Raw genomic sequence first — 24,560 nt, 5'->3', positions numbered from 1 at the left:
TTGCGCAGGGCGTCGTGCTGATGTAAGTAAGCCCTGACTGGATCGCACGGAAGGCGGGAAAACTACATGCCCGGTCTCTGCCGAGATTGCCTGACCACATTGACCAACGAACGGCGCTGCCCCGCCTGCGGTAGCCCGCGGGTCAAGACACATCCCGAACTGTTCGATCTGTCCATCGCGCATATGGATTGCGACGCCTTTTATGCCTCGGTCGAGAAACGCGATAATCCGGATCTGGCCGACAAGCCGGTGATCATCGGCGGCGGCAAACGGGGGGTTGTGTCCACCGCCTGCTACGTCGCCCGTATTCGCGGGGTCCGATCAGCTATGCCGATGTTCAAGGCCCTAAAACTCTGCCCCGACGCGGTAGTGATCAAGCCGCGCATGTCGGTCTATGCCGAGGTCTCGCGCGAGATCCGAAAGATGATGGATGAACTGACGCCGGTGGTTGAACCGCTGTCATTGGACGAGGCCTTCATGGACCTGTCCGGTACGGAACGCCTGCATGGTGCGCCGCCTGCGGTGATGCTGGCGCGACTGGTGAAGCGGATGAAGGATGAACTGGGCGTGACCGGTTCTATCGGCCTCTCGCACAACAAGTTTCTGGCCAAGGTGGCGTCCGATCTGGACAAACCGCGCGGGTTTTCTTTGATCGGTCAGGCCGAAACGGCGGACTTCTTGTATGACAAACCGGTGCGGCTGATCTGGGGCATTGGCCCCGCCGCACAGGAATCGCTGGACCGCGCTGGGATTCGCAGCTTTTCCGATCTGCTACGCTGGGATCAGGAAGCGCTGACCGCGCGGTTCGGATCGATGGGCTATCGGCTGTGGCATCTGGCCCGCGGGCAGGACAAACGGCGCGTCTCGGCCCACGAGCCGATGAAGTCGATCAGCAACGAAACTACGTTCTTTGAGGACACCGCCAGTCTAGACATTCTTGACGGTCACCTGTGGCGCATGTCGGAAAAGGTGGCCGACCGCGCCAAGGCCAAGGCGCTGGCCGGGCGGGTTGTCACGTTGAAACTGAAACGCGCCAATCACAAGACTCTCACCCGCCGCCTGTCCCTGCGAGACGCCACGCAAATCGCCGACCGGATTTACCGCACCGCCCGAGGGCTGTTCGATCAGGTCGGGGATCAAGGCCCCTATCGCCTGCTGGGGGTTGGTCTGTCCGATCTGTGCCCCGAGGATCAGGCCGACATCTCGGGCGACCTGCTGGACCCCGGCGCCAGCCAAAGATCAAAGGCGGAACGGGCAACCGACGAAATCCGCCGCCGCTTTGGCAGCGAAGCAATTGTGAAAGGCCGCGCCCTGCGCTGAGGTCACTCGGCGGCCAGGCGCAGAGTCTCCTCACCAATACTGGCAATGTCCCGGATGACCTCGCGCAGAATTTCCTGAAACGCGGCAAAGTTCTCATTCGGCTCGATTCGGGCCTCGTCCATATACAGCGCCCTGTCGATCTCGATCTGCACCGCATGCTGATCGCGGGTCGGGCGACCATAGGTCTGGGTCACGTAAGCCCCGGCAAAGGGCGTGTTGCGCGCCACATTCAGCCCAGCGGCGACAAAGGCTGCCTCGATCCTGTCCACCACATCAACCGAAGCCGACGCTCCGAACCTGTCGCCTAGCACCACATCCGGCTGTCGAGTTCTTGGGTTGCTAACCATGGCAACGGCCTCATGCGGCATCGAGTGGCAATCGACCAATATCGCCTGCCCGAACGCCTCTTGCGACTCGGCGAGCAACGATTTGATCCGGGCGTGGTAGGGCCGCCAGCAAGTGTCGATACGTAGGCGGGCCTCGTCCATCGTCAGCTTGCCGCTATAGATCGCCCGCCCATTGGCCACGACGCGGGGAATCACCCCCAGCCCCGAAGCCACACGCGGGTTGTGCCCATGACGGCGCGCGCCCTGAATCAAGGCCGGATCCAATTCTTCGGCGCTGCGGTTCAGGTCCAGATAGGCCCGTGGCATCAACGCCGAGATCATCGGGGCTCCGAAATCAGCCGCCGCGGAAAACAGCTGATCGACAAAGGCATCTTCCGATGATCGAATCACATTTTCGCTCAGAACCGTGCGGCTGAGCATGGTTTCAGGGTAATTCCGGCCGCTATGAGGAGAAGAAAACACCACGCAAGACGTGCGGTTCGTCGGCATATCCAATACATAGGGGGCGTTCTGCATGGTGACTCCTTGTTCGAAGTGAGCATAGACCGGAAAATAGTTCTGCCAAACCCCTTGAACCCCTCTGCGACTCCTTTTATAGACCCCGCTACCGGCGCGGGGATCCGCGCCCCATTTCGTTATGGGGCAGGACAACGCAAAGGTTACGTGGGCGGTTAGCTCAGCGGTAGAGCACTTCGTTGACATCGAAGGGGTCACAAGTTCGATCCTTGTACCGCCCACCATCGTTTCACTGTTCCGGGTATCCGGGGCACCCGCTAACCCAGGCGCTGGCCACGTCCTTGATGAAGGCGCCGCAGATTGGAGACAGACCCATGAAGGTCAAGAACTCGCTCCGCTCGCTCAAGAACCGGCACCGCGACTGCCGGGTTGTGCGTCGCAAAGGCCGCGTCTACGTGATCAACAAGACGCAGCGCAAGTTCAAAGCTCGCCAGGGCTGAGAACTGCACATAACCATTTAAAGAAACCGCGCCTTTTGGGTGCGGTTTTTTTGTTAATGGGAGTGTCTGTTCTGGCGGAAGGTGCGGTAATTTTCGGCCACTACCCTGCTTCAGGTCTCGACGGCGCACTAACCTTTGAGGAAAGTTACCAGCAGTTGGACAACCTCGCATGTCTTTTCCTGCTGAACCCAATGCCCTGCACCGTCAACGAGTTCGACAAGTCGCATGTCAGTACAAGCGCTCCTTTGCATTCTCTCAAGTGCACCGGGCGATTGATAGACACCCCAGTCATTTGCTCCGCCGATGAAACAAGAGGGAACATCAATTGTTCGACCGGCGAATAGCCGTAGCTCGTTTTGGTGATCCGACAAAAAGCTGCATCGATACCAGTTGAGTCCGCCCTGAAACCCAGTTCTTCCGAACTCCTCAACATAGACCTCAAGGTCGTTTTTCGTGAGCCAGCGGCAAGTATCGATCTCGCTCCTCGTCGGTGCATGGTGACGGATAGCCTCTGGCATGCTGTCGTCCATCCCCATGATGTAGTACGACGGCATCCGGACCAATTCGTCAGGTGTCCAACCGTTCAGCACAAATGGTTCGTTGCTGGCCCAGTCGGCGCTTTTGACATGAAAATAGGTGCGCAAAAAGTCCGGTAATCCCGTATCTGGTTCAAGCATTTCGGCGTTTGCGTCTGGCGTGCAGTAGTAGTGCTGGTAGTGCTTCTTGGGTGGAGAAAGCGCCGCTAGACCCGCAGCCATATCGACTTCCTCGGTTTCGGAAATCGGCGGCGGGCCGTCGAAAGGCGCGCTCATCAGAGCAACGGATCGGAAAACATCCGGTCTTATTAAGGCGCAATATGCGGCGACTGGTGAACCGAAGTCGTGGCCGACCACCGCACAGACGGATTTTCTTCCGATTGCATAGACAAGCGCCAATGCATCGCGAACCAAATTAAGCAGGTAGAACGGTCGGAGGTCCGAGCCATATTCCGTGGCTGAATTAGATGTTCGCCCATAACCCCGTTGGTCTGGCGCGACGACATAGTAGCCTTGTTCGGCCAGCCCTTGCATGACGCCTCGCCAACTGTAGGCGAGTTCGGGGAAGCCGTGCAGCAGCAAAACACATGGACGAGACGGGTCGGAATACCCAGCTTCGAGGATATGCATGGTCAAGCCATTCACGCCTTGCACCAAACGGGAGCGAATGCCTTCTTGCAGATTGATCGGTTCTATGTCGTTCATGTGTTTGTCCTCTGAGCGAGTACTCTGTATCGGTCGGTGAGATGCGCGATTTCTGTCAACTAAATCTTGTTGGGCGAAGTTTTCAATCCGGTTCAAGTAAGCGGGCAGCCCGGGCATGGATTCCGGCAGACATTCCCATCCCCCCGACAACTCGTGCAATGAGCACAATGGGCTCAATGTTGCCGTTATCAAACCGCCCCGTGCGTTCTTCATACGACCAGTTCTTCGCGACAGCGACCATTTGACCGACTAATTTTGTCGGATTTCCTTGCATCCCTGCCGGAATCGTTTCATTGACCTTTTCAGTCAGAATAAACCGCCACAGCTTTCAAAGTTGGGAGACATAATGCTGAAATCCTCTACCTGCGTTGCCGCCGCCCTGACGGCCCTGATTGCAACCTCCGCCGCTGCCGAGGGGGAACTGAACCTCTATTCCTCGCGCCACTATGACACCGACGAAAACCTGTATGGTGATTTCGAAGAGGCGACCGGCATCACAATCAACCGTATCGAGGGCAAGGCCGATGAGCTGATCGCCCGGATGGAAGCCGAAGGGGCGAATTCGCCCGCCGACATCCTGCTGACCGTTGACACCTCGCGTCTGGCGCGGGCCAAGAACGCAGGCATTCTGCAGTCAGTCGACAGCGCAGTTCTGGAAGAGCGTATCCCCGCCAATCTGCAGGACACCGACAATGAGTGGTTCGGCTTTTCCCAGCGCGGCCGCATCATCTTTTTCGACAAGGAAAACGTGGCCAACCCGCCGGCCACCTATGCCGATCTTGCCAAGCCGGAATACAAGGGCCTGATCTGCATCCGGTCGTCCAGCAACACCTATAACCAGACCCTGCTGGCCTCGATCATCACCCACGAAGGCCCCGAAGCCGCCAAAGCCTGGGCCGAGGGCATCGTCGCCAACATGGCGCGCGACCCGCAGGGTGGTGACACTGACCAGCTGCGCGGCATCGTCTCGGGCGAGTGCGATATCGCCGTGTCGAACACCTATTACTTTGCCCGCGCCATTCGTAAGGATGTCAAAGGCGTGTCGGCTGACATCGACTCGATCGGCTGGGTCTTCCCCAACCAGGACAGCACCGGCGCACATATGAACCTTTCCGGCGCTGGCGTCGCGGCGAATGCACCGAACAAGGAAAACGCGATCCTGTTCCTCGAGTACCTGGCCGGCGACTCGGCGCAGAAATACTTCTCATCCGGCAATGACGAATTCCCGGCAGTTGAAGGCGTCGAGCTTGTAGACTCGGTCAAGGCATTGGGTGAGTTCAAGGCGGATGACGTGAACCTGTCTGAGGTCGCAAAGAACCTGCCCGAAGCGCAGAAAATCTTCAACGAGGTTGGCTGGAACTGATCCAGGCAAAAACCCGAGCAGTAAAGAGGGCGCAGAAATTTCTGCGCCCTTTCTTGTTGCGCGGTGCTTATTTTTACCGATAATCTCATAAATGAACGTGATTCTCATATCTGAAAAATGCTGGACGATCTCTCAAACCGCCTTGCCAACCGCCTGAACGAACTGCGCCAGGGCCGCGGATGGTCGCTGGACCAGTTGGCCGAGCATAGCGGCATCAGCCGCGCCACCCTCTCGCGAATGGAGAAGGGGGATGTCAGCCCCACAGCAGAAACGCTGGGGAGGTTGTGTGCCGCGTACGGCCTGCCGGTGTCCCGCCTGCTGATGATGATCGAAGACAGTTTCGACCCGCGCGTACCTTTTGAACGGCAACCGGAATGGCGCGATCCCGAAACCGGGTTCACGCGGCGATCGGTGTCTCCGCCCGCTACCGGGCTCAGCGGCGAAGTTCTGGAAGGCCATCTGCCTCCCAGCACTGTGATTACCTATGACACGCCTCCCAAGCCCGGGCAGGAGCATCACCTGATCATGTTGAACGGCACCCTGACACTGACAGTTGATGAGATCGCACATGATCTGAAAGACGGGGATTGTCTGCGCTATCATCTCTCCGGTCCAACCCGGTTCGAAACAACGCCCGCCTGCGGTGCTCGGTATCTGTTGGTGTTGATATGATCTCACGTCTGAACGTCAATGACTTTGATGATGCACTGGACGATTTGACGGATATCCTACACGCCTGTGTACAGGACGGTGCCAGCATCGGGTTCATCCACCCCTTCACGCCGGATCAGGCCCGCGCCTATTGGCAGAACCGCGTACGGCCGGACCTGAAGACCGGCGCGTTGGATCTGTTCATTTCCAGCGACAACAGGCGTATCCTGGGGACGGTGCAATTGATCCCGGCAGCAATGCCCAATCAACCACACCGCGCCGATGTGGCCAAGCTGCTGGTTCACCCAAAGGCCCGGCGCAAGGGGCTTGGGCGTGCTTTGATGGGCGCGCTACAGGGTCGGGCGGCCCAACTGGGTCGAACGCTGCTGGTGCTGGATACGCGCAGCACTGATCCGTCGCGCACCCTGTATCAAAGCATGGGATTTAAGATCGCCGGAGAGATTCCGAACTATTGCCGCAACCCGTTCGAAAACCGGCTGGAGCCCACGACCTACATGTTCAAGGACCTGAGCTAGGCCGAGCTTTTGCGCACGTTGGCGGCAAAGCAATAGCCGATCCCATGCACAGTCTTGATATAGGTTGGCGCGGTAGGATCGGGTTCGATTTTCTTGCGCAGCCGCGCCACATGCACGTCGATGGTCCTGTCACCCACGATGGTCTCGCGCCCGCGCGCCTTGTCCAGTAACTGATCGCGTGAGAACACCATGTGCGGGTTGTTCACAAAAGCCAGCAGCACATCGAATTCGGTGGTCGTCAATGGCGTGGCTTCGAGCGCATCAGCGGCAGTCAGGGTGCGTTCATTCACATTCAGCACCCAGTCACCGAACTTGACCAAAGGCACCTCAGCCCCGTTGGTCACTTTTTCTTCGGGTCGGGCTCGACGCAGAACGGTGCGGATGCGGGCCAACACCTCGCGCGCCTCAAACGGCTTGGTGATATAGTCATCGGCCCCGAACTCCAACCCGACAACCCGGTCGAAAATCTCATCCCGGCCTGACAGAACAATGATCGGTATGTTGGAGTTCACCCGCAGCTCACGCGTGATGTCAAAACCGTTGCGACCGGGCAGACCGATATCCAGAAGAATGAGGTCGATCTCGGATTTCTCCAAAATGGCGTCCATCGCATTGCCGTCCGCTGCACACGTGACTCGACACCCCTGTTTTTCAAGGTAGCGCTGCAGAAAAGATGTGATCTGCGGGTCGTCATCGACGACAAGGATATGTGCTTTAACCATAATCGAGTCCAGGCGGGCGTGTTGAGCTGGCGCGGGACAGTTGTAGCCGCCGCTGCACGGCTCTTGCAATGACCTGTGCAACGGCGTCAGAACCGCAGGAACTGCAGCCCGTGGCCCTGCGGCAATGTCTCGGTTTCGGCCGGAATGACGGCCAGACCATCGGCCTGCGCCAGCAACGCGACCCGACCGCTATAAGACGGGGCCATCAGGCGCAGACGCGGAGTGCCGTCGGGCGACGTGCCCTCGATCACGACGGGTCGGTACTCCTGCCGCCCTGCGCGACGCTCCAGTGGTTCGGCAAGAACCGCCTGTTCCGGCGTGTGCGGAGCGTGGTGCAAACCAGCCCTGCGTGCCATCATGTGCGACCCGATGATCTGCCATGTCACATAGGCCGACACCGGATTGCCCGGCAGCCCGACATAAAGCGCATCACCCCGGCGCCCGAACATAATCGGTTTGCCCGGCTTCATCGCCACCTTCATCACATCGGTCTGGCCGCCAATTTCCGCAAACAGGCGCGGCATGTGGTCTTCATCCCCAACCGACACGCCGCCAGTGGTGACGATCAGATCAGACGTATCGCAGGCTTCGCGCAGCACCTGCTCCAGCAATTCCGGATCATCCTCAACCGGGCCTTTGTCGTTAAGGTCGATCCATGCCTTATCAAGCAGCGCCCGCAGCATGTAGCGGTTCGAGTTGTAAATCTGTCCGGGGCCAAGCGCCTCACCCGGCTGGCGCAGTTCGCTGCCGGTCGAGAAAATCGTGACCCTCAGCTTACGATATACTTTGACCTCACCATACCCGGCCGAGGCCAGCGCGGCGGTTTCGCGCGCGGTAATCTCGCATCCGCGCCGCAGGATCGGGGCACCGGCTTTCAGGTCCTCACCCGCGCGGCGGATGTGCTGACCGGGTTTCGGACGGCGGGCAAAGCGGATGCCGTCGGCGGTGGTCTCACAATCCTCCTGCATCAGCACGGCGTCAAAATCGGCGGGCACCGGGGCGCCGGTGAAAATCCGCAGCGCGGTGCCTGCTGGTGCATCATGGGCACCGCTATCCCCGGCTGCCACGCGCCCGGCGACGGGCAGGTTAAAGGTCGGACCATCACCCAGTTCCGCCGTCCGCACCGCATAACCATCCATGGCCGAGTTGTCGAAGGCCGGCATGTCCGCCTTGCTGGTGCAATCCTCGGCCAGCACCCGGCCAATGGCGTCGATCAGAGGCAACACTTCGGTATCGGTAACCGGATCGGCCACGGCCAGACCTCGGGTCAAAGCCTTGGACACCGTCAAATACATCTGAGCGTGCCGGTCGCAGGCGCATCCATCAGCCATTTTGATCCTCCAGTTGTTCGAACAGCTCTTCAAACCCGGCCTGTTCGGCCTCACCCAGTTTCGGAAGATAGGCGCGCGCCTCTTCCAGGTTCGAGCTTGGGTCGCCCACGATCAGCAACATCACCATGCCATGTCGCCCATGCACGCGGCAACGGATGCCGTAGACACCTTCCTTGTCAAAGGTCAGGTCCATTTCGGGCTTGCCTCGAATCTCGAACGCACGCGCGCCCTCGGGGATCATGCGAATGATCGAGGTTACCGTATGCCGCCCAGTCGAGCCCTTGAAACGAACGGTTGATCCGGCCGGTACATGCAGAAATTTGGGCTTGAACCGAAAGGCGTGGGCCGGGGTATCTGCGTTCAGATCGATGATCTGATGGACCACTGCGACCTCAGGGACATCCTCGGCTTGTGCGGCGGGGGCAAAGGCCATCACCCCTGCAAGGATCGCTGCACTCAGTTTCAGCGAAATCGTCATCTGTCTCTCCGGGTTCAGGCCACCCGCGAGGGATTCCCCAGCAGATCGGCCAGTGCGCTGATCATCACCGGCCAAAGGGCACGGCGGTCTTCGTCGCGCAGCCCGGTCAGCAATTCGCGCCCAATGGACACCACCGCAGGCGTGCTGTCATTGACATAGGTCACGATTCGCTGCTCGGGATTGGCCAGAAGGAAGGGTACAATGGCCGCTCCGGCCTGATCCGGGGCGGTTTCTGACAGCAGTCGCATCGCTGCCTGACGCACCGGGGCCGAGACGTCGTCCAGCAGGCTGCGCGCCACGTCCGGGGTGCCGTCCCACCGGGTTAAGATATGCATGGCGTCGATACGGAACGGGGTGTCTCCGGTTTTCACCATCGCCCGTAGTTTACCGCGTAGTGCATCCTGCGGCGGCAGATCGGCCTGGTGCAGCAGTTTCAGGGCCTGAAGCGAGAGGGCGGAGTCCGTGTGCGACAGACCCTGAGTGATCAGTTCGACCAATTGGGTTTCATCCAACTCGGAGCCGTGACGCGCCACTGCAACGCCCAGCGCGGCAAAGGCCTGTTGCGCGATCTCGGTTTCGGGGTCTTTGGCGATCTGAGCCAGCATGATCTGCATCCCCTTCACCTCACCCAGCAACCGGATGGCGGACATGCGGGTCTCACGCTCCAGCGCCTCGGCATTGTCATCCAACGCGACACGGCGACGTTTGGGGTGGCGGGTTGCTTTAGCCAGCAACGCCTGTTCGCGCGGGGTCAGCGGTAGAACTTCGTCCTCTTCGGCCTCCTGCGTCATTTCGGCGGCGATGGCGTCATGGCCGAGGATTGCACCAAGGCTTGAGGTCGGGCCATTCTCTCCGCCCTCGGACACATCCAGACCAGCCTCTTCCAACGCGGCGATGTCGGTTTGCGGCGTTTCGATGGGTTCATCTTCCGAAACGGGCATCGGGGCCAAAGCAAAGGACAGCAGCAATTCGCGGCCCTGCTGTTGGTTCACATGTGGGCTATCCGCATCGGTGACGATCATCGCCAGCGACGCTATGGCCTTCAGCCTCACCGACCGGAATGGCGAGCGGCAAGCACGCTGCAACCACTCGGCCGCTTCGCGAAGGGGAGACGTTGCCAGCGTATCGACGATGGCCCATTGAATGCGCTCGGCCTTGAGGTCATCGGCCTCGACCGAGAACAGCGCGTTCAGCCGGTCGGCCACCAGGTCCGGGGCCAGCGCCGCTAGCAGGCCCAGTGCTTGCGCCGAAACCTCAGGCTGTTGTCCTGTGGCAAGGAAGTCCAGCACCTGCCAGCGCAGGTCATCCTGATCGGCAATCGGCGTGCTGCGGTCCAACCTTTCAATCAAAGCCAGCTGCACCTTGGCGCCGGGGTCGCGCATCATGCGGTCCAGCAGTTCGGGTTCGGAAAAGCCCGAAAGGTTCAGCGCAGCGATGCGGATGACTTCGACCGCATCGGTCAGGGCCTGGTCGACCAGTGCCGGATCGTTCGGCATCAGAGCCTCATAAACGATCAGACGCACCGCGCCGTCCTTGTCGGTGACGGCCTTGCGTAGAATGGCTTCGGCCTCGGACCCACCAATCATGGCCAGCGTCCGCAGGGCGCGGTGACGCAAACGGCGGTTCGTGGACTGCGTGAACACGCCCAGAGTCGGTACTGACGGTTCTCCGATCCGGCCCAGTGCCTCACAGGCGACGTCGCCCAGTTCCTGCCCGTCTTCATCCATCAGGGCCATGACGATGGGTTCAATAGCCGCCACGTCGCCCATCTGACCCAGAGCCTTGATCGCGGCGATCTGAGTATCCAGCCAGTCGTCCCATTCGTCCTGATGCAACTCATCCTCGTCCCAGGTGATCTCGTCCCCACGTCCGGTCACGAGGGTCCGCAGATAGGGCGCGGCGTCGTCGGATTTCAACTCGGCCAGTGCGGTCACACAGGCCAGTTTCACTTCGCCGCAAGGATCGTGGATCAGGTTCTCCAGCAGTTGCGGCGCCGCCTCCTGAACGCCCAGCGCACCCAGCGCCTGAGCGGCGTCCTGACGGACGTCTTCGTCGTCATCCAGCAACGCCTCGACCAGCGCAGGGCTGTTACTTGCGCCAATGGCTGTCAGGGCCTGAATGGCGCGCAGGCGGATCACGTCATAGTCGGATTTTGCGTAGTCAGAGAACAGGCTGGTGGCCTCGTCACGCAGGGCGGTATCGGAATGCATGTTCATATCAGGTCTGCCATGTTTGCGGTTAGGAGAGGTTGGGGAAGTGGAAGACAGGTTTCCCAACCGATACCTGCCTTCCAGGTGGTCCCTTCTGCAGTGGGACCAGACCCGAGGGGCGGCATGGCGTCCGCCCCCCGGAAAGCGGTCATCAGGCGATGTCGCGCGGTGCAAAGGACATCGTGCGGAACGAGGTCTTGTAGGGGCTCGGCCCCAGTTTGCGCAGCTTGGCAACGCCCATCTTGTAGTTGTAGTTGCCGCTGATCCAGTCGACGATCCGGCCCTCAAGCGCATTTGCAGGCTGCTGCATGTGCAGGAAGTCCATGTAGACCACGCTTTTCTTGATGGCGGGCGTGACCATGGCAACGGCGGTGATCGCCGCTTTGGTCAATTCGATATGTCCGTTCTCCATCAGTTTCGAGAACTGGAAGTCATCGCCTTCCACGCCAAGCAGCGTGTGCTTGTTACCCGGAACACGCTCTGAGTAGACCATCACATAGTCGCCGCTTTCGATACCGCGCTCGGCCGCATCATCGGGGTGAATCTCGACCCAGTTTTCCGGCCAGCGCTGCACGATATACGGTCGGCGGCGGTCGTCGAAGCCGGATTGCCAGCGTTCGTTGATCCGACCGGAGGTCGCCCAAAGCTCACCTTCTTCCTTGTTTGGTTTCAACCATTCCCAATAGTCCGAGAACAGCCCCCAGGGCGATTTCTGGATGTTGCACTTGCCAGTTTGGCTGTTGAAATGCGTCAGCTTCTTGTTGAACACATCCTTTCCGGCTGCACCGGTGTCAGGCAGCGTACGGGTCGTGTCGTGCAGACGCTTGGTTTCAATCAGCGTGACGCCATCGGTATCCAGCATGACCGGGCATTGCACACCATCAGTGCCAAACTCACGGACCTTCTGGTGCAGGGTTTTGCCCTCGGCCTTGGCCAGACGGTGCACCGCGTGGAAGTCCTTGCGCGACCCGCGGGTAAAGCGCACGGCCTCTTCCGCCACCTCGTTCGAGTTCTGCCAGTCGAACCCGTCAAAACCCATTCGCTGTGCCAGTTGCGCGATGATCCACCAGTCAGGCTTGGCCGCACCGGGGGCATCATAGAACTTCTGATACAGACGCAGACGGCGTTCGCCGTTGGCGCGCAGGAAGTCCTCTTCGCCCCAGGTCGCTGCCGGGAACACGATGTCGGCGTAGCGATTGCCGATCGGGTCCTGCAGATAGATGTCCTGGTTGATCACCACCATACCGCCGCTGTCGGCGCGGGCCTTCAGCGTATCGATCATCTCTTGCTTGTCGAAAGAGGCGATCTGGTGCGGGTTGCGGACGGTCAGTTCCTCGAACTTGTCGGCCAGTTGCTGGCTGCCGCACATGGATTGGATCCATGTGGTGCCGATCACATGGGCCATACGGGTATGACCTGCGATCAGATACCGGTCGGTATCCATGGCGCGACGACGGCGACCCGGCAGCTTCTCGGGCGATTTGTTGCGCGGGTACTTCCCGCCCTTCACACCGCCCCGCTGGTGACCACCGGCCCGGCCAATGACCTGACCCGGACGACCGCCGCAGCCACAGATGATGCCCAGCGCGGAAATCGCCTGTGTGTTGCCGGTGTTGTTGGACCAGTAGAACCCTTTTTCGATCATGACCGAGGTTTTGGGCCGTGTGCCATCCGCCTTGGGTTTGGCCAGCCATTCGGCGGCAGTATAGATTTTCTGCACGTCGATCTCGGCCATAGCAGCAGCGGTTTCAGGCGCGAATTCGTCCTGCGACAGCAGCCACTCTTTCCAGTCCTCAAAACCCTTGGTCTGAAACTTGCCCCAGGTCGTACGCCATTGCCACGGCGTGTTGCGGGTGCCCTGACCGAAGCCGGACGAGCTTTCCCACTTGTTGTTGACCCAATTCTTGATCCAGTCGCTGTCTTCCCAGCCATTCTCCACGATGACACGGGCGATGGCGTTGACGACCAGCAGGTCGGTGCCGGGCAGAACGTCGATATGCAGGCCACCCATCTTTTCAGCATGGGCCACACCAGCCGAGCGGCGCGGGATCAGATAGATTTCTTTCTGACCGTTCTGCATCCCCTTCATCATCCACTGGGTATAGAGGATGGTCTTGGTCTCATACGGGTCAGTACCGCAGACCAGCAGGGTTTCCGCATCCCGCCAGTCCTCGTACGACGGGCCGAAATTGTCGAAACCCGCATCCCGGAAACCAGGGGTCGAGGTCACGTCGGACGGCGTGTCGTGGAAGGTGAAGTTCGCGGTGTTGATATGGCGCAGCGCGTATTTCGAGATCGCATAGGTGTTCTCGATATACTGATAGCTGAAGGTCTTCACGCCATAGGCATTGGTGCCGTGCTTAGCGATGACGTGGTTGCCCACCTCAGCCGCCACATCCAACGCCAGATCCCAAGGAACCGGCATCAGCGTGCCATAAATCCGCATCAGCGGTGTCTTTAGGCGGTCGCGGGTCGGCGTCTGTGGGTTATAGCATTTCTGGGCGATACACCCACCCCGCAAGGAGCTGTCACCGTCGGTGTTGACGGTCTGGTTGTCTTTATCGGGAATGATCACCACGTGATGTGGCTGACCTTTGTGCAGTACGATATTGTGCTGGTTCGGAGCCACCCATGCGCCCAGAGGGGCGACGGGGAAATCCTCGCCAAATGCGTTTTCCTCCGCGCCGGGTCCACCCGGCTTGGCCGTCACAGGCCAGCGATAGACTTTGTAACCACACGCCACGATGCAGTAATCGCAAGCGGTTGAGATGACCTCGGCGCCTTTGGGCGGCAGCGGGACGTTGGTTTCGGGTACGTAGTACGGGGTTGCCATGATACCGTCTCCCCTTATGCAATCAGGTTGTCGTAGCGGCCGTAGATCAGGCCGAACATGCCAACGGCGTAGATGTCATCGCCGTCCAGTTCCAAAAGGACCTGCGGCAGTGACTGATAGGCCTGCCCCGAAACGAGGATGCCATGCCGTGTCACGTCATAGGTGGACAGGTGCAGCGGGCATGGGCCCAGCACCTTATGTTCAGGCTTGTAGCTGTCATACATCGACCCGCCCTGATGGGTGCAGGTGAGGTTGAAGGCCACAACGTCTTTTTGCGGACCGATGCCGCCGCCGCTTTCCACGCCGGTCTTGACCAGGATCGAATCCGAATAGTCACCCTCATCCGGGTAGTAGAACTCGACAGGCACATCCTGCTCTAAATCAGAGAGCTTGCCGATCAGCTTGCGCGGATAAGTCGACACCAAGGCGGGCACTTGTTCGGCCTGACCGTGGCGGGTGGGCATGGCCACCATCACGGCAAAGGTCGTGGCACCCGAGGCGAACAGGAACTGGCGGCGGTTTACGGTGCAGGCCTTTTTGGCCTCGCCCGAACAGCTGCATCCGGTTGCGTTATGATCTGTCATGACGCTTACTCCTCTGCTGCAGCCGCTGGAAGCGGCTGGTAATCCGGCAGGTCAGGTTCCTCGATCAGGATTTCCTCGCCGGACAGGGATTTCAGGAAGGCCACCAGATCCGCCTTTTCCTGATCATTCAGGCCAAGGGGTTGGATCAGCTGGGATTTGTTGGCTGAGAACTCATTCTCGCCGCCGCCCTGGTTGTAGAATTCGACCACATCCTCGAGCGTCTCCAACATGCCGTTGTGCATGTAGGGTTCGGTATAGAGGGTGTAGCGCAGGGACGGTGTGCGGAACTTACCCTTGTCGGCCTTTTCCTTGGTGCGGAAATAAAAGCCGGGATCGTCCTTGGTGTGGCGGTACATCTCTTCGTTTGAGCCTTTGGCATAGAGCTCATACCGGAAGGTAACCTGCGCCAGACCATCGTCCTGCCAACCGTCATAGGCGGGCACGCCGGTGTTGTAGTATTTCTCATCCGACAGCAGCGCACCATTGTGACATTCGGAACATTGCCCCTTGCCGGTGAACAGCTCCAGCCCGCGTTTCTGTTCGTCAGTCAACGCCGCATCATCCCCACGCAAATAGTTGTCGAAGGGGGTGTCGGTCTGAACGATGGTGCGTTCAAACGCGGCGATGGCGCGCCATGCGTTGCTGATACGCGGCCATTGGTCACCGAAGACGTCGTTGAAGCGTTCGACATATTCGGGAACGAAAGCCAGACGGGCTTCCATCATGTCGGCCTCACCGTTGCCGGCAACTGCACCGCCTGCGGCGGATTTGGCCTGGCTCTCAAGACTTTTGCTTGAGCCCGCCCAGAACAGCTTGCCGTAATAGGCCGAGTTCACGATGGTCTGGCTGTTGCGCCAGTGGGTTGTACCCGGATAGCCGAATGAGATCGGTGCTTCGACGTCCCAACCCACGTCCGGCATGTGACACGCCGAACACGGCGTCGAGGGATTGCCGCCCAAACGCGGGTCGAAGAACAACATCTTGCCCAGTTCAATCTTGGCGTCGGTCTGCGGGTTGTCCAGTGGGATGGGCGGCTCACCCAGCGCCACTAGCGGCGCATCCGGGTCGGGGTCTGCCCCGCCGATACCGGCCTCAATCTCCATACTGGTTTCCGCAATGGCCTGCGAGCCAAGAACGGCAAACAGGGCAGCGGTGGCGATTGTGCCTGAAAGGTAAGACTTTAGGTCTTTCATGGGTCCACTCCTCAGTTTGTCGCGTCTTGCCAGTTTTCGATCGGCGCATAGTCCGTATCGATATCCTCGGCGACAAAGTCGGGGCCGGTCAGCGGCTCGCCGGACAGTGCCTTGAGGAAGGCCACCAGCTGTGCTTGCTCGGTCTCGGAAAGGTTCAGCGGTTTGATGCGCGGATCCTTGTTTTCATCGTCACCGCCACCGGCGTTATAGAAGGCCACCACGTCCTCGAGCGTCGCCAGCGTGCCGTTGTGCATATACGGCGCGGTATAGGTCAGCTCGCGCAGCGTGGGGGTCATGAAGGTGCCGAAGGTGTCGGCGGTGTGGGTGCGGATGTACGCTCCGGGGTCGGCGCGCAGATTCATGTAGTTTTCGACGCCGAGGAACTTCATCATGGTCACAAAGGTGATGTGACGTTCCGGGGTCGCCCAGATATCAGGGTTGTCGCCAACGCCGATATTGTGTGGCAGGTCATCGGTGAACCGCTCGCCCGCGTGGCAGGAGTTACAGCCGCTGGCGTTGAACAGCTCATACCCGGCCTTGGCCTCATCCGACATCTCACCGGTGTCGAACGGAGCCCCACGCGAGATCAGCGTTTTCAGATATTCCGGAATCGCGTTGCGGACGCCACCGTTTGAAGGCTCGCCAAATCCGGCGGCTTCGAACATTTCGATATAAACCGGGTCCTGTTTGATGCGTTCCTGCATCAGGCGCATGTCCATGTTCATGGAATAGGTCTCGGTGATGCTTTCGCGGGTCACGTCGTTGAGGTTGGTGCCGATGCGCCCATCATGGAACCACGCGGCGCGCTTGGCACTGTTGATCAGCGTCGGCACGTTGCGGAAATGCAGGCTGCCCGCATAGGCATCCGAGAGGGCCTGCCCGTCGGTAAAGCCCAATTCCGGCTGGTGGCAGCTGGCGCAGGACAGCTCGGTATCGCCGGACAGTCTTGGATCAAAAAACAAACGTTTGCCAAGCGCCGCCTTGGCTGGGTCGAACTCTATGGCTTCTACCGGGCCCGGCTCATCCGCCAGGGCCTGGTGAACCGGTAACGCAGCACAGATCGTCAGTAGTGAAACTGTCGACAGCGCCGAGAACCATGTTCTGGCTTTGGTCATCATCTGAAAGCCCCTTTTCGCTATTCCGATCACTCGGTTGGCCGAGGACCGGCTAAGCGAACCCTAAAGGACAGTTGTTTCGTGGTGATTTGATACAGATTAAGGTCTGTGAAGAGATGTTAAATTTTGTAACGAAACCCCGTGCATCGACGCGCGGATGATCCGCGCAAGGTCCTGAACACCAACCGGTTTCTGGACACGGATAGTGGAGTCGTTTGCATCCGGCGTTTCGGCGTCATCGAAATAACTGCTGACCAGAATCGTCGGCATCCCGGGACGCAGGGACCGGGCCGCGCCAATCAGGTCGGTGCCCTTCAGGCCTGGCATCATCAGGTCGGTGACGATGACATCATAGCTGTCCGGTGCTGTTCGAAATGCCTCCAGCGCCCGCTGCGGATCGGAATAAGCCTCGACCCGGTAACCATAGCGGGTCAGCAACCGGCGTGTGACATACAGGACATTCTCATCATCATCCACCAGCAACACATGTTCGTCCCCGGTGACCGCGCGAAGCTCGGCCTGCTGCTCGGGGCTGAGAGCGGGCATCATCGGGTAAAACAGGCTGAACCGCGTGCCCTTGCCGGGTTCCGAGTGCAATTCGACCCGGCCATGGGATTCCTCGACGCTGTTATGCACGATGGTCAGCCCCAGACCGGTGCCCTTACCCACTGGTTTTGTCGAGAAGAACGGCTCGAACACCTTTTGCTGTACCTCGTCGCTCATCCCTGGCCCGGTGTCTGAGACGTCCAGACGGATCACGCCGATCGCCTCGTCCGGCAGATCCTCCAGCGCGTCGTCCTCGGCCCGGCTGATCCACAGAACCACCTCGCCCGGCTGGTCGCCCATCGCCTCAAACGCGTTGTGGCACAGGTTCAGCAAAGTCTGGAAAAACAGAGTGGTGTCGAAATCGGAAAAGGCTGCGTCGATCTCAATGTCAAAGCGGGTCTCAATGCTGGGCGGGGCTGAGACCTTGATAAGCTCAAGCGCCTCTTGCGTGGCTTTGACCAAATCACCGCGCTGCGGGTTGCGGGGACGCTGACGGGCAAAGGTCAGCATCTTGCGCACCAGCGCCTGCGCCCGTCGCGCCGCGATGCGGATATGACTAACCGAGGTCTGAACGTCCTCGTTCCCGTCGGCGTCCAATTCGATCAAATCGGCGTTGCCGATGACGCTCATCAGCACGTTGTTGAAGTCATGCGCGACAGAACCGGCAAGGATGCTGACTGCTTCCATCTTCTGCACCTGGGCGAACTGCTCGCGGGTGCGTCGGGTTTCGGTGATGTCTTCACCGATGCCGATGTAATGGGTGACGCTGCCGTTCTGATCCACCAGCGGGAATATCGCCGTCGAGACCCAGTAATGGGTGCCATCCTTGCGCAGGTTTCGAAACACACCGTACCAGCTTTGGCCCTGTTTTAGCCGCCCCATCAGGTCCTTATAGACCCCCTGCCCTGAATAGCCCGATTGCAGAATTTTGGGCGTATGGCCATAGACCTCGTCCGCCGTGTATCCGCTGAGGTCAAAGAATTTGCGATTGGCGTATTCGATATTCAGATCGGTGTCGGTGATCAGGATCGAGGTCGGGCTTTGTTCCACCGCACGGGCCAGTTTCCGTTCGGCCAGTTCGACTTGTTCGCGCAGGGCCAGTTCCGCCTTCAAACGTCTGTTGGTGCGCAGGATGTTGGTGATCAGCAATGTTGTCAGGATGGCGATCACCCCGACAAGCACGATCAGCCCGACCAGCAGAACCGAGAAGTTGCGCACCAGCCGCTCACCATCAGAAAACGCCTGCACCATGCCCGAAAGGCTGCGGTCCCGCTCTTCGACCCACAGGGTCTCCAACGTCGCCAAGGCCGCCAACGCGCCGCTGTCATCGACGCGCACTCGGGCGTCGATCTGTTCGGCGGTCTGGCCTGCGGCGATACCTTCCTCAATCAGGGGGATGTTACCGGTATATTCCAGGGCAACGTCTTCGATCTGCCGCAAGGCGTCCAGTTCCACTTGCGACGGATCCGAGTTTCGATAGGCTTGAATCGTGCCCAATAGACGGGCCGATTGCTGCCGCAGGATCGGTCCGTAGTCCGGGTCCTGCCGCAGCACGTAGTTCTTGAAGTTATGGATCAGACCGCCATAGCCGAAATCCTCGCGGATATCGGAAATCCAGTAACCGCGCGGCGTGGTTTCCACCGAATAGCTGTGCCAGGCCTGCCGCATCTCGCCGATGCGGTTGCCGGTTTCACGCGACATATACAGAAACACCGACAGGATGATCACAAGCGCGATGCCGATTGCAAAGGCCACGGCGAGAGACCGCCTTGGAAAACCCTCGACCACTTCGGGGACGTCTTTCATGCCTGCACCCTGACCTGATCAGCTTACAGGCTTAGGGTGTGTCATGAATTTTGCAGGCACACCACTTGTGTTGGTGACGCAGGGCTTAGGTCGGCCCTTCTTCTTCCACCAATCCGTTCACAGCAGCGGTGAAATCGGCCAGCATCGGAAGGTAGCTGTCCCCGCGCCCCGAGGCCTCCATTGCCGCAAACCCGTTTCGCAACGCAGCCTGTACCGGGGTCACGGCACCCAAACTGCTGGCAAGGTTCGCCAGATACCGCATGTCCTTATGTGCATTGGTGATGGTGAATTTGTGCGCGTTCTCATCCCGCTCCAGCGTCCACTTCATGAAGGTTTCGTAGAAACCGTTCGACAATCGGCCCGGGCGGATCACCGAATCCACTTGCTCTGCGCTCAGTCCTGATTTGCGGGCCACAGCCAGTGCCTCGGAGTAAAGCGCCGCGTATCCCAGCGAGATGAAGTTGTTGATCAGCTTCATTTTATGGCCCAACCCAACATCACCCATATGCACGACCAGACCGGCCCAGCAGTCGAGCACAGGCTTGATGCGCTCGAAGGTTTCCGGCGCGGCGCCGACCATGGTGTCCAGTGTGCCAGCCTCGGCTTCTTTTGGGGTACGGCCAAGAGGCGCATCGGCCAGATCCATACCAGCAGCCCGAAGCTCGGTCGCCAGTTGCAGGGTTGAAACCGGGTCGGAGGTCGAACAATCCACAACGATCAACCCGGTTTTGCCCGATGCCAGTATCCCGTCATCGCCACGGACCAACTGTTCGACCTGTGGACTGCCAGAAACACACAAATGGATGATGTCACATTGTTCGGCCATCTGTTTCGCCGAGGTTACTTCGGTCGCACCACGTTGCACCAGATCATCAACCGGTTGGCGATTGCGGTGCCCCATGACGACAAGAGAATGACCATTCTGAAGGATGTTCTTCGCCATGCCATGTCCCATCAGGCCGACGCCGATGAAGCCGATAACAGGTTTTTCCATGAGGTGCCTCTTTCCATGCCGGGGCTGCCTTGGCACTGAAAAGCTCAGAACCGATCCCCTTTGCCCCACTTGTGTGAGGGGCACCCCCTTGCCAAGGCCTACGGGATCAATGTTTCGTGACTTTGCGGAGTTGGCTGATATCCCCCGCGGAGCGGCACAGAGTCAGAAGTCCAGCCCGATATCAATGGTGCGATAGGAATGAGTCAGCGCGCCGGACGAGACATAGTCGACCCCGGTCGCCGCCACCGCCGCCACAGTCTCGCGGCTGATATTGCCTGACGCCTCGGTCACGATCCGTCCATCCACCAGCGCGACCGCCTGTTTCAGGGTCTCGGGTGGCATATTGTCCAAGAGCACCACATCGGCGCCGCCGACCTCAAGCACTTCGGCCAGCTGGTCAAGCGTATCCACCTCAATCTCGACCTTCATCATATGCGAGGCGCGGGCCTTGGTGGCCTTGAGCACCGCCCCCACGCCACCGGCAGCGGCGATGTGGTTGTCCTTGATCAGAATAGCGTCCGACAATGAAAAGCGGTGATTGAACCCGCCGCCATGCAGCACCGCCTGTTTTTCAACAATGCGCAGGCCGGGCGTGGTCTTGCGGGTGCAGGTGATGCGCGCCTTGGTGCCTTTGGTCTCGGCAACAAGCGCCGCCGTTGCGGTCGCGACACCGGTCATGCGCCCGGCAAAGTTCAGCGCGACCCGTTCGCCCGACAGGATCGAGGCCGCGCTGCCCTTGATCTCCATCAGCGTGTCGCCTTTGGCGCAGCGCTGGCCGTCCACGATGTGGGTAGTGACCTGCAGCGACGGATCAACCAGACGGAACGCCAGCGCGGCAATCTGCATCCCTGATACCACCGCATCCTCGCGCGCGTTCAGCCGGGCACTATAAGTGGCATCCGTCGGGATTACGGTCAGGGTGGTGATATCGCCATTGGCGCCCAGATCTTCCATCAGCGCCGCGCGCACCATGGGTTCCAGTATCATGTCGGGCAAAGCCGGATAGGTCATGCTGCGTCCTTTGCAATGCGGTCCCGCAGAGCCAGTGCCTCGGTCAGTGTCAGGGTCGAGCGTTGGCCGGGGCCGGGAATAAGATCAGGGAAATCGGATCGGTAATGCGCGCCACGGCTTTCCTCGCGCAGCAAAGCGGCGGCGGCGATCAGGGTGGCCGTGGCGGTCATGTTGAGGAACACTTCGGATCCTGCGTGCCTGGCCTCAAGCGCTGCGATCTGCGTCAGGGCGCGTCGCAGGCCGGTCTCGTCGCGCACCACGCCGACATGTTCGGTCATGGCCCGGCGCAGGGTGGTCACATCCTGATCCAACGCGGTGTCGTCCCCAGGGGTCAGGCGAATATCAACCTCGGGCGAGCCCTGCGGGGTCACCGCATCCGCGATGTCTCGCGCGCAGGAGCGGGCAAAAACCAACGCCTCGAGCAAGCCGTTCGAGGCCAAACGGTTCGCCCCGTGCAACCCGGTCGAGGCCGCCTCACCGCAGACCCAAAGCCCGGTCAACGAACTGCGCCCGGCCAGATCGGTTTCAACCCCACCCATGTGGTAATGCGCCGAGGCGGTCACTGGAATGGCGTCACGAACGGGATCGACCCCATTGCGCAGGCAAGCCTCGGTCACGGCGGGGAATTGCGTGGCGATGTCGTCCCCGATGGCTTGGCACGTGTTCAGAGCAGGTCTCTTGCCCGCCTGCGCCTGCTGGTAGACGGCGCGCGCAACCGTGTCGCGCGGGGCCAGTTCGGCATCGGGGTGGATATCAGGCATGAACCGATGGCCGTCACAGTCGATCAGAACGGCCCCTTCGCCGCGCAAGGCTTCGGTGGCCAGAGGCGTTGGGTCTTCGCCCACATCGATTGCGGTGGGGTGAAACTGAACAAACTCGGCATCAGCAATCCGCACCCCGGCGCGGGCCGCCATGCCGATCCCCTGCCCGCGGATACGCGCCGGATTGGTGGTCTGGGCATAGAGGCCAGATGACCCGCCAGTGGCCAAAACATGCGCCGCACCGCGCAGCAGAACGGTTGGCGCAGTGGCCGTGTCCGCATGGGTCAGGTAAACGCCGGTGACCTGCGTGCCGTCGCTTTCCAACCCGACGGCCTGCGCGCCTTCGATCACTTGAACTGTGGGCGTCTGGCGCAATTCCTCGATCAAAGCCCGCATGATCTCGGACCCGGCCTGATCGCCCTTGACCCGCACCACCCGTGCTGCTGAATGCGCGGCCTCGCGGGACTGCACAAAGCCACCATCGGCGGTGCGATCAAACCCGGTGCCAAGGTCGGACAAGTCGTGGATATGCTCAGGCGCGGCCTGTGTAACGAACTCAGCCACCTCGCGCAGAACCGACCCGGCGCCAGCGCGCATGGTGTCCTCGGCATGGGCTTCGGGGCTGTCCGTCCGGGCCATCGCCGCAGCAACACCGCCCTGCGCCCAGGCCGAGCTTGCGCCAGACCCCAACGGTTCGGGCGAGATCATCACGACCGGACAAGGGACCAGCTTCAGCGCGGTATATACCGCCGCAAGCCCGGCCCCGATGATGACCACGCGCGGCGTCTCAACGGTTTGCATGTCGCCGATCAAATACCCAGTTTGCGGGAAAGGTCGATCATGCGCTGCACTGACAGGCGCGCCTTGTCGGCCACGTCCGCATCAACCTCAACCTGCCCGGTCATGGTATCCAGCGCGAACAGCACCTTTTCCAATGTGATCTTCTTCATGTAGGGGCACATGTTGCAGGGGCCGACGAAATCGACCTCGGGCAGTTCGTCAGCAATGTTCGACGCCATCGAGCATTCGGTGATCAGCAGCGCCTTTTCCGGCTTTTCATCGGTGACATATTTGATGATGCCGCTGGTCGAGCCCGAGAAATCAGCCTCGGCCACTACATCCGGCGGGCATTCGGGATGAGCGATCAGCCGGGTGCCCGGGTTCCATTCGCGGAAGTCCCGCAGATCCTTGGCGCTGTACTGTTCGTGTACGATGCACGAGCCTTCCCACCAAACCACGTTCTTCTGCGGTACGTCGCGGGCAACGTTCTGCGCCAGATACTGATCCGGGGTCATGATGACCGTATCGCTGTCTTGCGCGGCCACGATCTGGGCTGCGTTGGACGAAGTGCAACAGATGTCCGAGGCCGCTTTGACCTCGGCCGTGGTGTTCACATAGGACACGACCGGCGCGCCGGGGTAACGACGACGCATTTCTTCGATGCCTTTAGCGGTGATCGATTCAGCCAGCGAACAGCCAGCCTCCATATCCGGCATCAGCACCGTTTTCTGGGGGCTGAGGATCTTGGAGGTCTCGGCCATGAAATGCACGCCGCACTGCACGATCACATCTGCCTCGACCTCGGTCGCCTTGATCGCCAGTTGTAGACTGTCGCCGCCGAAGTCGGAAATGCCGTGGTAAATCTCGGGCGTCATATAGTTATGGCCCAGAATGACGGCGTTCCGCTCGACCTTCAGATCGTTAATCGCCTTCACATAGGGCGCATAGATTGCCCAATCGACGGGCGAGACCACGCGGGACATGCGGTCATAGATATCGCTCATGCTTGCCGCAAGCTCGGGCGATGGGGCCAAATCATATTTTTCGGAGAGATGCGCGCGCTGCGCGGGTAGGTCAAACACGGGTCTGTTTTCTGCCTGATGAACTCGTGACGTTGTTCATATGGGGTTTGTGGCGGATTTACCACCATCCAGATCGGAAGATTGTTCTGATATTGCCGGAAACGGCAGAATTATCTTGCCGAACGGCGCGATCTTTGGTCCTTCGATCTTTTCCCATACCGAACTGGTCCACCGTTACGTTTAGGAAACGTAGGGCCGGGAAGGACGCACATTCGATCGAAGCCGAAAGAGATTGTCTCGAAGTACAGTTGGTTGAGGTGTCAATGGGCAATGCATGTCCTGTCTTGATGTGATCAGGTAGATCGGTGTGGTTGAACAGACTTTTTAAAGCGGGTGGAAAACAACGCTTCGGCGCTCCGTTTGGAGGAGTGGCCCCAATACGCGTAGTGGACTAAGTGCAAGACTGAAGGCCAAGTAACTTTAGTCAAATGTTGCAAACGTCGCTGGAGGCCCTTTCTGGTATGCGATGGCAGCACCGACGCTGCCGATCAGGATTATCGCCCGCTCACAACCGACGACGTCTTACGAGGTATCGATTGGATGCTGGTGCGAACGCAAGTGACGCGCACCACCACTCAAAATGAAACATCTGGACCTTAAGAGATATTGACCCGTCTTGCCTGAAGGACTATCTGCGCCAAACGTATGAGGCGGTACGCCTCACACAACGGAGATTTTATGAAAGAGACCCGGGCCTAAC

20 protein-coding genes and 1 tRNA gene are annotated in these 24,560 nt (G+C 59.8%); 6 read left to right on the top strand and 15 right to left on the bottom strand.

Features of this window, described 5'->3' with window-relative positions:
• Positions 1 to 66 precede the first annotated feature (66 nt).
• The gene (locus GOW98_RS22495; protein ID WP_170336293.1) at positions 67 to 1,320 is read left to right on the top strand and encodes a DNA polymerase IV; all 1,254 of its coding nucleotides are present in this window, start codon (positions 67 to 69) and stop codon (positions 1,318 to 1,320) included.
• A gap of 2 nt (positions 1,321 to 1,322) precedes the next feature.
• Here the strand turns inward: GOW98_RS22495 and GOW98_RS22490 are convergent, their stop codons facing one another.
• On the bottom strand, positions 1,323 to 2,183 hold the full coding sequence (locus tag GOW98_RS22490) for an N-formylglutamate amidohydrolase (protein ID WP_170336291.1): 861 nt from the start codon (positions 2,181 to 2,183) through the stop codon (positions 1,323 to 1,325).
• A 149-nt stretch (positions 2,184 to 2,332) separates the two neighbouring features.
• Here GOW98_RS22490 and GOW98_RS22485 point away from each other — a divergent pair.
• Positions 2,333 to 2,407, top strand: a tRNA-Val gene (locus GOW98_RS22485).
• Between the two features lie 90 nt (positions 2,408 to 2,497).
• Entirely contained in the window at positions 2,498 to 2,623 is a 126-nt protein-coding gene (ykgO, locus tag GOW98_RS22480; protein WP_005648635.1) for a type B 50S ribosomal protein L36, read from the top strand.
• A gap of 128 nt (positions 2,624 to 2,751) precedes the next feature.
• Here ykgO and GOW98_RS22475 read toward each other — a convergent pair whose 3' ends face one another.
• Complete coding sequence (locus GOW98_RS22475; protein WP_217359697.1) at positions 2,752 to 4,077, bottom strand: alpha/beta hydrolase; 1,326 nt, start codon at positions 4,075 to 4,077, stop codon at positions 2,752 to 2,754.
• Between the two features lie 133 nt (positions 4,078 to 4,210).
• On the opposite strand from GOW98_RS22475, the gene GOW98_RS22470 reads away from it, so the two are divergent.
• The 3 genes from GOW98_RS22470 (at position 4,211) to GOW98_RS22460 (ending at position 6,414) form a co-directional block, all read left to right on the top strand.
• Entirely contained in the window at positions 4,211 to 5,227 is a 1,017-nt protein-coding gene (locus tag GOW98_RS22470; RefSeq protein ID WP_170336289.1) for a Fe(3+) ABC transporter substrate-binding protein, read from the top strand.
• A 117-nt stretch (positions 5,228 to 5,344) separates the two neighbouring features.
• On the top strand, positions 5,345 to 5,899 hold the full coding sequence (locus tag GOW98_RS22465; RefSeq protein ID WP_170336287.1) for a helix-turn-helix domain-containing protein: 555 nt from the start codon (positions 5,345 to 5,347) through the stop codon (positions 5,897 to 5,899).
• Positions 5,896 to 6,414, top strand: coding sequence for a GNAT family N-acetyltransferase (locus tag GOW98_RS22460; RefSeq protein WP_170336284.1), 519 nt, complete (start codon positions 5,896 to 5,898; stop codon positions 6,412 to 6,414). The genes GOW98_RS22465 and GOW98_RS22460 overlap by 4 nt, the downstream gene beginning before the upstream one ends.
• Here the strand turns inward: GOW98_RS22460 and GOW98_RS22455 are convergent.
• The 13 genes from GOW98_RS22455 to nadA all read right to left on the bottom strand — a co-directional run bounded on the left by GOW98_RS22455 (position 6,411) and on the right by nadA (position 23,860).
• On the bottom strand, positions 6,411 to 7,136 hold the full coding sequence (locus tag GOW98_RS22455) for a response regulator (RefSeq protein WP_170336282.1): 726 nt from the start codon (positions 7,134 to 7,136) through the stop codon (positions 6,411 to 6,413). The two genes, GOW98_RS22460 and GOW98_RS22455, sit on opposite strands and share 4 nt — an antisense overlap.
• A gap of 86 nt (positions 7,137 to 7,222) precedes the next feature.
• A complete protein-coding gene (locus GOW98_RS22450) occupies positions 7,223 to 8,467 on the bottom strand; it encodes a molybdopterin molybdotransferase MoeA (protein WP_170336280.1) in 1,245 nt (414 codons plus the stop codon).
• Complete coding sequence (locus GOW98_RS22445; RefSeq protein WP_170336277.1) at positions 8,460 to 8,945, bottom strand: plastocyanin/azurin family copper-binding protein; 486 nt, start codon at positions 8,943 to 8,945, stop codon at positions 8,460 to 8,462. The genes GOW98_RS22450 and GOW98_RS22445 overlap by 8 nt, the downstream gene beginning before the upstream one ends.
• Before the next feature lie 14 nt (positions 8,946 to 8,959).
• Positions 8,960 to 11,161, bottom strand: coding sequence for a HEAT repeat domain-containing protein (locus tag GOW98_RS22440; protein WP_170336275.1), 2,202 nt, complete (start codon positions 11,159 to 11,161; stop codon positions 8,960 to 8,962).
• A gap of 145 nt (positions 11,162 to 11,306) precedes the next feature.
• On the bottom strand, positions 11,307 to 13,988 hold the full coding sequence (locus GOW98_RS22435; RefSeq protein WP_170336273.1) for an arsenate reductase (azurin) large subunit: 2,682 nt from the start codon (positions 13,986 to 13,988) through the stop codon (positions 11,307 to 11,309).
• Between the two features lie 14 nt (positions 13,989 to 14,002).
• Positions 14,003 to 14,572: an arsenate reductase (azurin) small subunit gene (locus GOW98_RS22430; RefSeq protein WP_170336270.1), complete on the bottom strand. Its 570-nt coding sequence runs from the start codon at positions 14,570 to 14,572 to the stop codon at positions 14,003 to 14,005.
• 5 nt (positions 14,573 to 14,577) lie between these two features.
• Positions 14,578 to 15,765, bottom strand: a complete 1,188-nt coding sequence (locus GOW98_RS22425; RefSeq protein ID WP_170336268.1) for a cytochrome-c peroxidase — start codon at positions 15,763 to 15,765, stop codon at positions 14,578 to 14,580.
• A gap of 11 nt (positions 15,766 to 15,776) precedes the next feature.
• Entirely contained in the window at positions 15,777 to 16,880 is a 1,104-nt protein-coding gene (locus tag GOW98_RS22420) for a cytochrome-c peroxidase (RefSeq protein ID WP_170336266.1), read from the bottom strand.
• A gap of 99 nt (positions 16,881 to 16,979) precedes the next feature.
• Positions 16,980 to 19,232, bottom strand: coding sequence for a hybrid sensor histidine kinase/response regulator (locus GOW98_RS22415; RefSeq protein ID WP_170336264.1), 2,253 nt, complete (start codon positions 19,230 to 19,232; stop codon positions 16,980 to 16,982).
• Positions 19,233 to 19,317: 85 nt separating this feature from the next.
• Complete coding sequence (locus GOW98_RS22410; RefSeq protein WP_170336261.1) at positions 19,318 to 20,226, bottom strand: NAD(P)-dependent oxidoreductase; 909 nt, start codon at positions 20,224 to 20,226, stop codon at positions 19,318 to 19,320.
• Between the two features lie 162 nt (positions 20,227 to 20,388).
• Entirely contained in the window at positions 20,389 to 21,237 is an 849-nt protein-coding gene (gene nadC / locus GOW98_RS22405; RefSeq protein WP_170336259.1) for a carboxylating nicotinate-nucleotide diphosphorylase, read from the bottom strand.
• The gene (locus tag GOW98_RS22400) at positions 21,234 to 22,799 is read right to left on the bottom strand and encodes an L-aspartate oxidase (protein ID WP_170336257.1); all 1,566 of its coding nucleotides are present in this window, start codon (positions 22,797 to 22,799) and stop codon (positions 21,234 to 21,236) included. The genes nadC and GOW98_RS22400 overlap by 4 nt, the downstream gene beginning before the upstream one ends.
• Before the next feature lie 8 nt (positions 22,800 to 22,807).
• Complete coding sequence (gene nadA, locus GOW98_RS22395) at positions 22,808 to 23,860, bottom strand: quinolinate synthase NadA (protein WP_170336255.1); 1,053 nt, start codon at positions 23,858 to 23,860, stop codon at positions 22,808 to 22,810.
• Positions 23,861 to 24,560 lie beyond the last annotated feature (700 nt).

Origin of the sequence: Ruegeria arenilitoris, assembly GCF_013032445.1 — a bacterium.
Taxonomy (GTDB): Bacteria; Pseudomonadota; Alphaproteobacteria; order Rhodobacterales; family Rhodobacteraceae; genus Ruegeria; species Ruegeria arenilitoris_F.
This window is presented reverse-complemented; position numbering and strand designations above follow the sequence as displayed.

Bases quoted from the DNA above. Each gene is read 5' to 3' on its own strand.
- GOW98_RS22475 (WP_217359697.1), bottom strand. From the start codon at position 4,077: ATGAAGAACGCACGGGGCGGTTTGATAACGGCAACATTGAGCCCATTG.
- GOW98_RS22440 (WP_170336275.1), bottom strand. From the start codon at position 11,161: ATGAACATGCATTCCGATACCGCCCTGCGTGACGAGGCCACCAGCCTG.
- GOW98_RS22435 (WP_170336273.1), bottom strand. From the start codon at position 13,988: ATGGCAACCCCGTACTACGTACCCGAAACCAACGTCCCGCTGCCGCCC.
- GOW98_RS22425 (WP_170336268.1), bottom strand. From the start codon at position 15,765: ATGAAAGACCTAAAGTCTTACCTTTCAGGCACAATCGCCACCGCTGCC.
- GOW98_RS22400 (WP_170336257.1), bottom strand. From the start codon at position 22,799: ATGCAAACCGTTGAGACGCCGCGCGTGGTCATCATCGGGGCCGGGCTT.
- GOW98_RS22460 (WP_170336284.1), top strand. From the start codon at position 5,896: ATGATCTCACGTCTGAACGTCAATGACTTTGATGATGCACTGGACGAT.
- GOW98_RS22450 (WP_170336280.1), bottom strand. From the start codon at position 8,467: ATGGCTGATGGATGCGCCTGCGACCGGCACGCTCAGATGTATTTGACG.
- GOW98_RS22415 (WP_170336264.1), bottom strand. From the start codon at position 19,232: ATGAAAGACGTCCCCGAAGTGGTCGAGGGTTTTCCAAGGCGGTCTCTC.
- GOW98_RS22495 (WP_170336293.1), top strand. From the start codon at position 67: ATGCCCGGTCTCTGCCGAGATTGCCTGACCACATTGACCAACGAACGG.
- GOW98_RS22410 (WP_170336261.1), bottom strand. From the start codon at position 20,226: ATGGAAAAACCTGTTATCGGCTTCATCGGCGTCGGCCTGATGGGACAT.
- GOW98_RS22420 (WP_170336266.1), bottom strand. From the start codon at position 16,880: ATGACCAAAGCCAGAACATGGTTCTCGGCGCTGTCGACAGTTTCACTA.
- GOW98_RS22430 (WP_170336270.1), bottom strand. From the start codon at position 14,572: ATGACAGATCATAACGCAACCGGATGCAGCTGTTCGGGCGAGGCCAAA.
- nadC (WP_170336259.1), bottom strand. From the start codon at position 21,237: ATGACCTATCCGGCTTTGCCCGACATGATACTGGAACCCATGGTGCGC.
- GOW98_RS22465 (WP_170336287.1), top strand. From the start codon at position 5,345: ATGCTGGACGATCTCTCAAACCGCCTTGCCAACCGCCTGAACGAACTG.
- GOW98_RS22455 (WP_170336282.1), bottom strand. From the start codon at position 7,136: ATGGTTAAAGCACATATCCTTGTCGTCGATGACGACCCGCAGATCACA.
- ykgO (WP_005648635.1), top strand. From the start codon at position 2,498: ATGAAGGTCAAGAACTCGCTCCGCTCGCTCAAGAACCGGCACCGCGAC.
- GOW98_RS22445 (WP_170336277.1), bottom strand. From the start codon at position 8,945: ATGACGATTTCGCTGAAACTGAGTGCAGCGATCCTTGCAGGGGTGATG.
- GOW98_RS22490 (WP_170336291.1), bottom strand. From the start codon at position 2,183: ATGCAGAACGCCCCCTATGTATTGGATATGCCGACGAACCGCACGTCT.
- GOW98_RS22470 (WP_170336289.1), top strand. From the start codon at position 4,211: ATGCTGAAATCCTCTACCTGCGTTGCCGCCGCCCTGACGGCCCTGATT.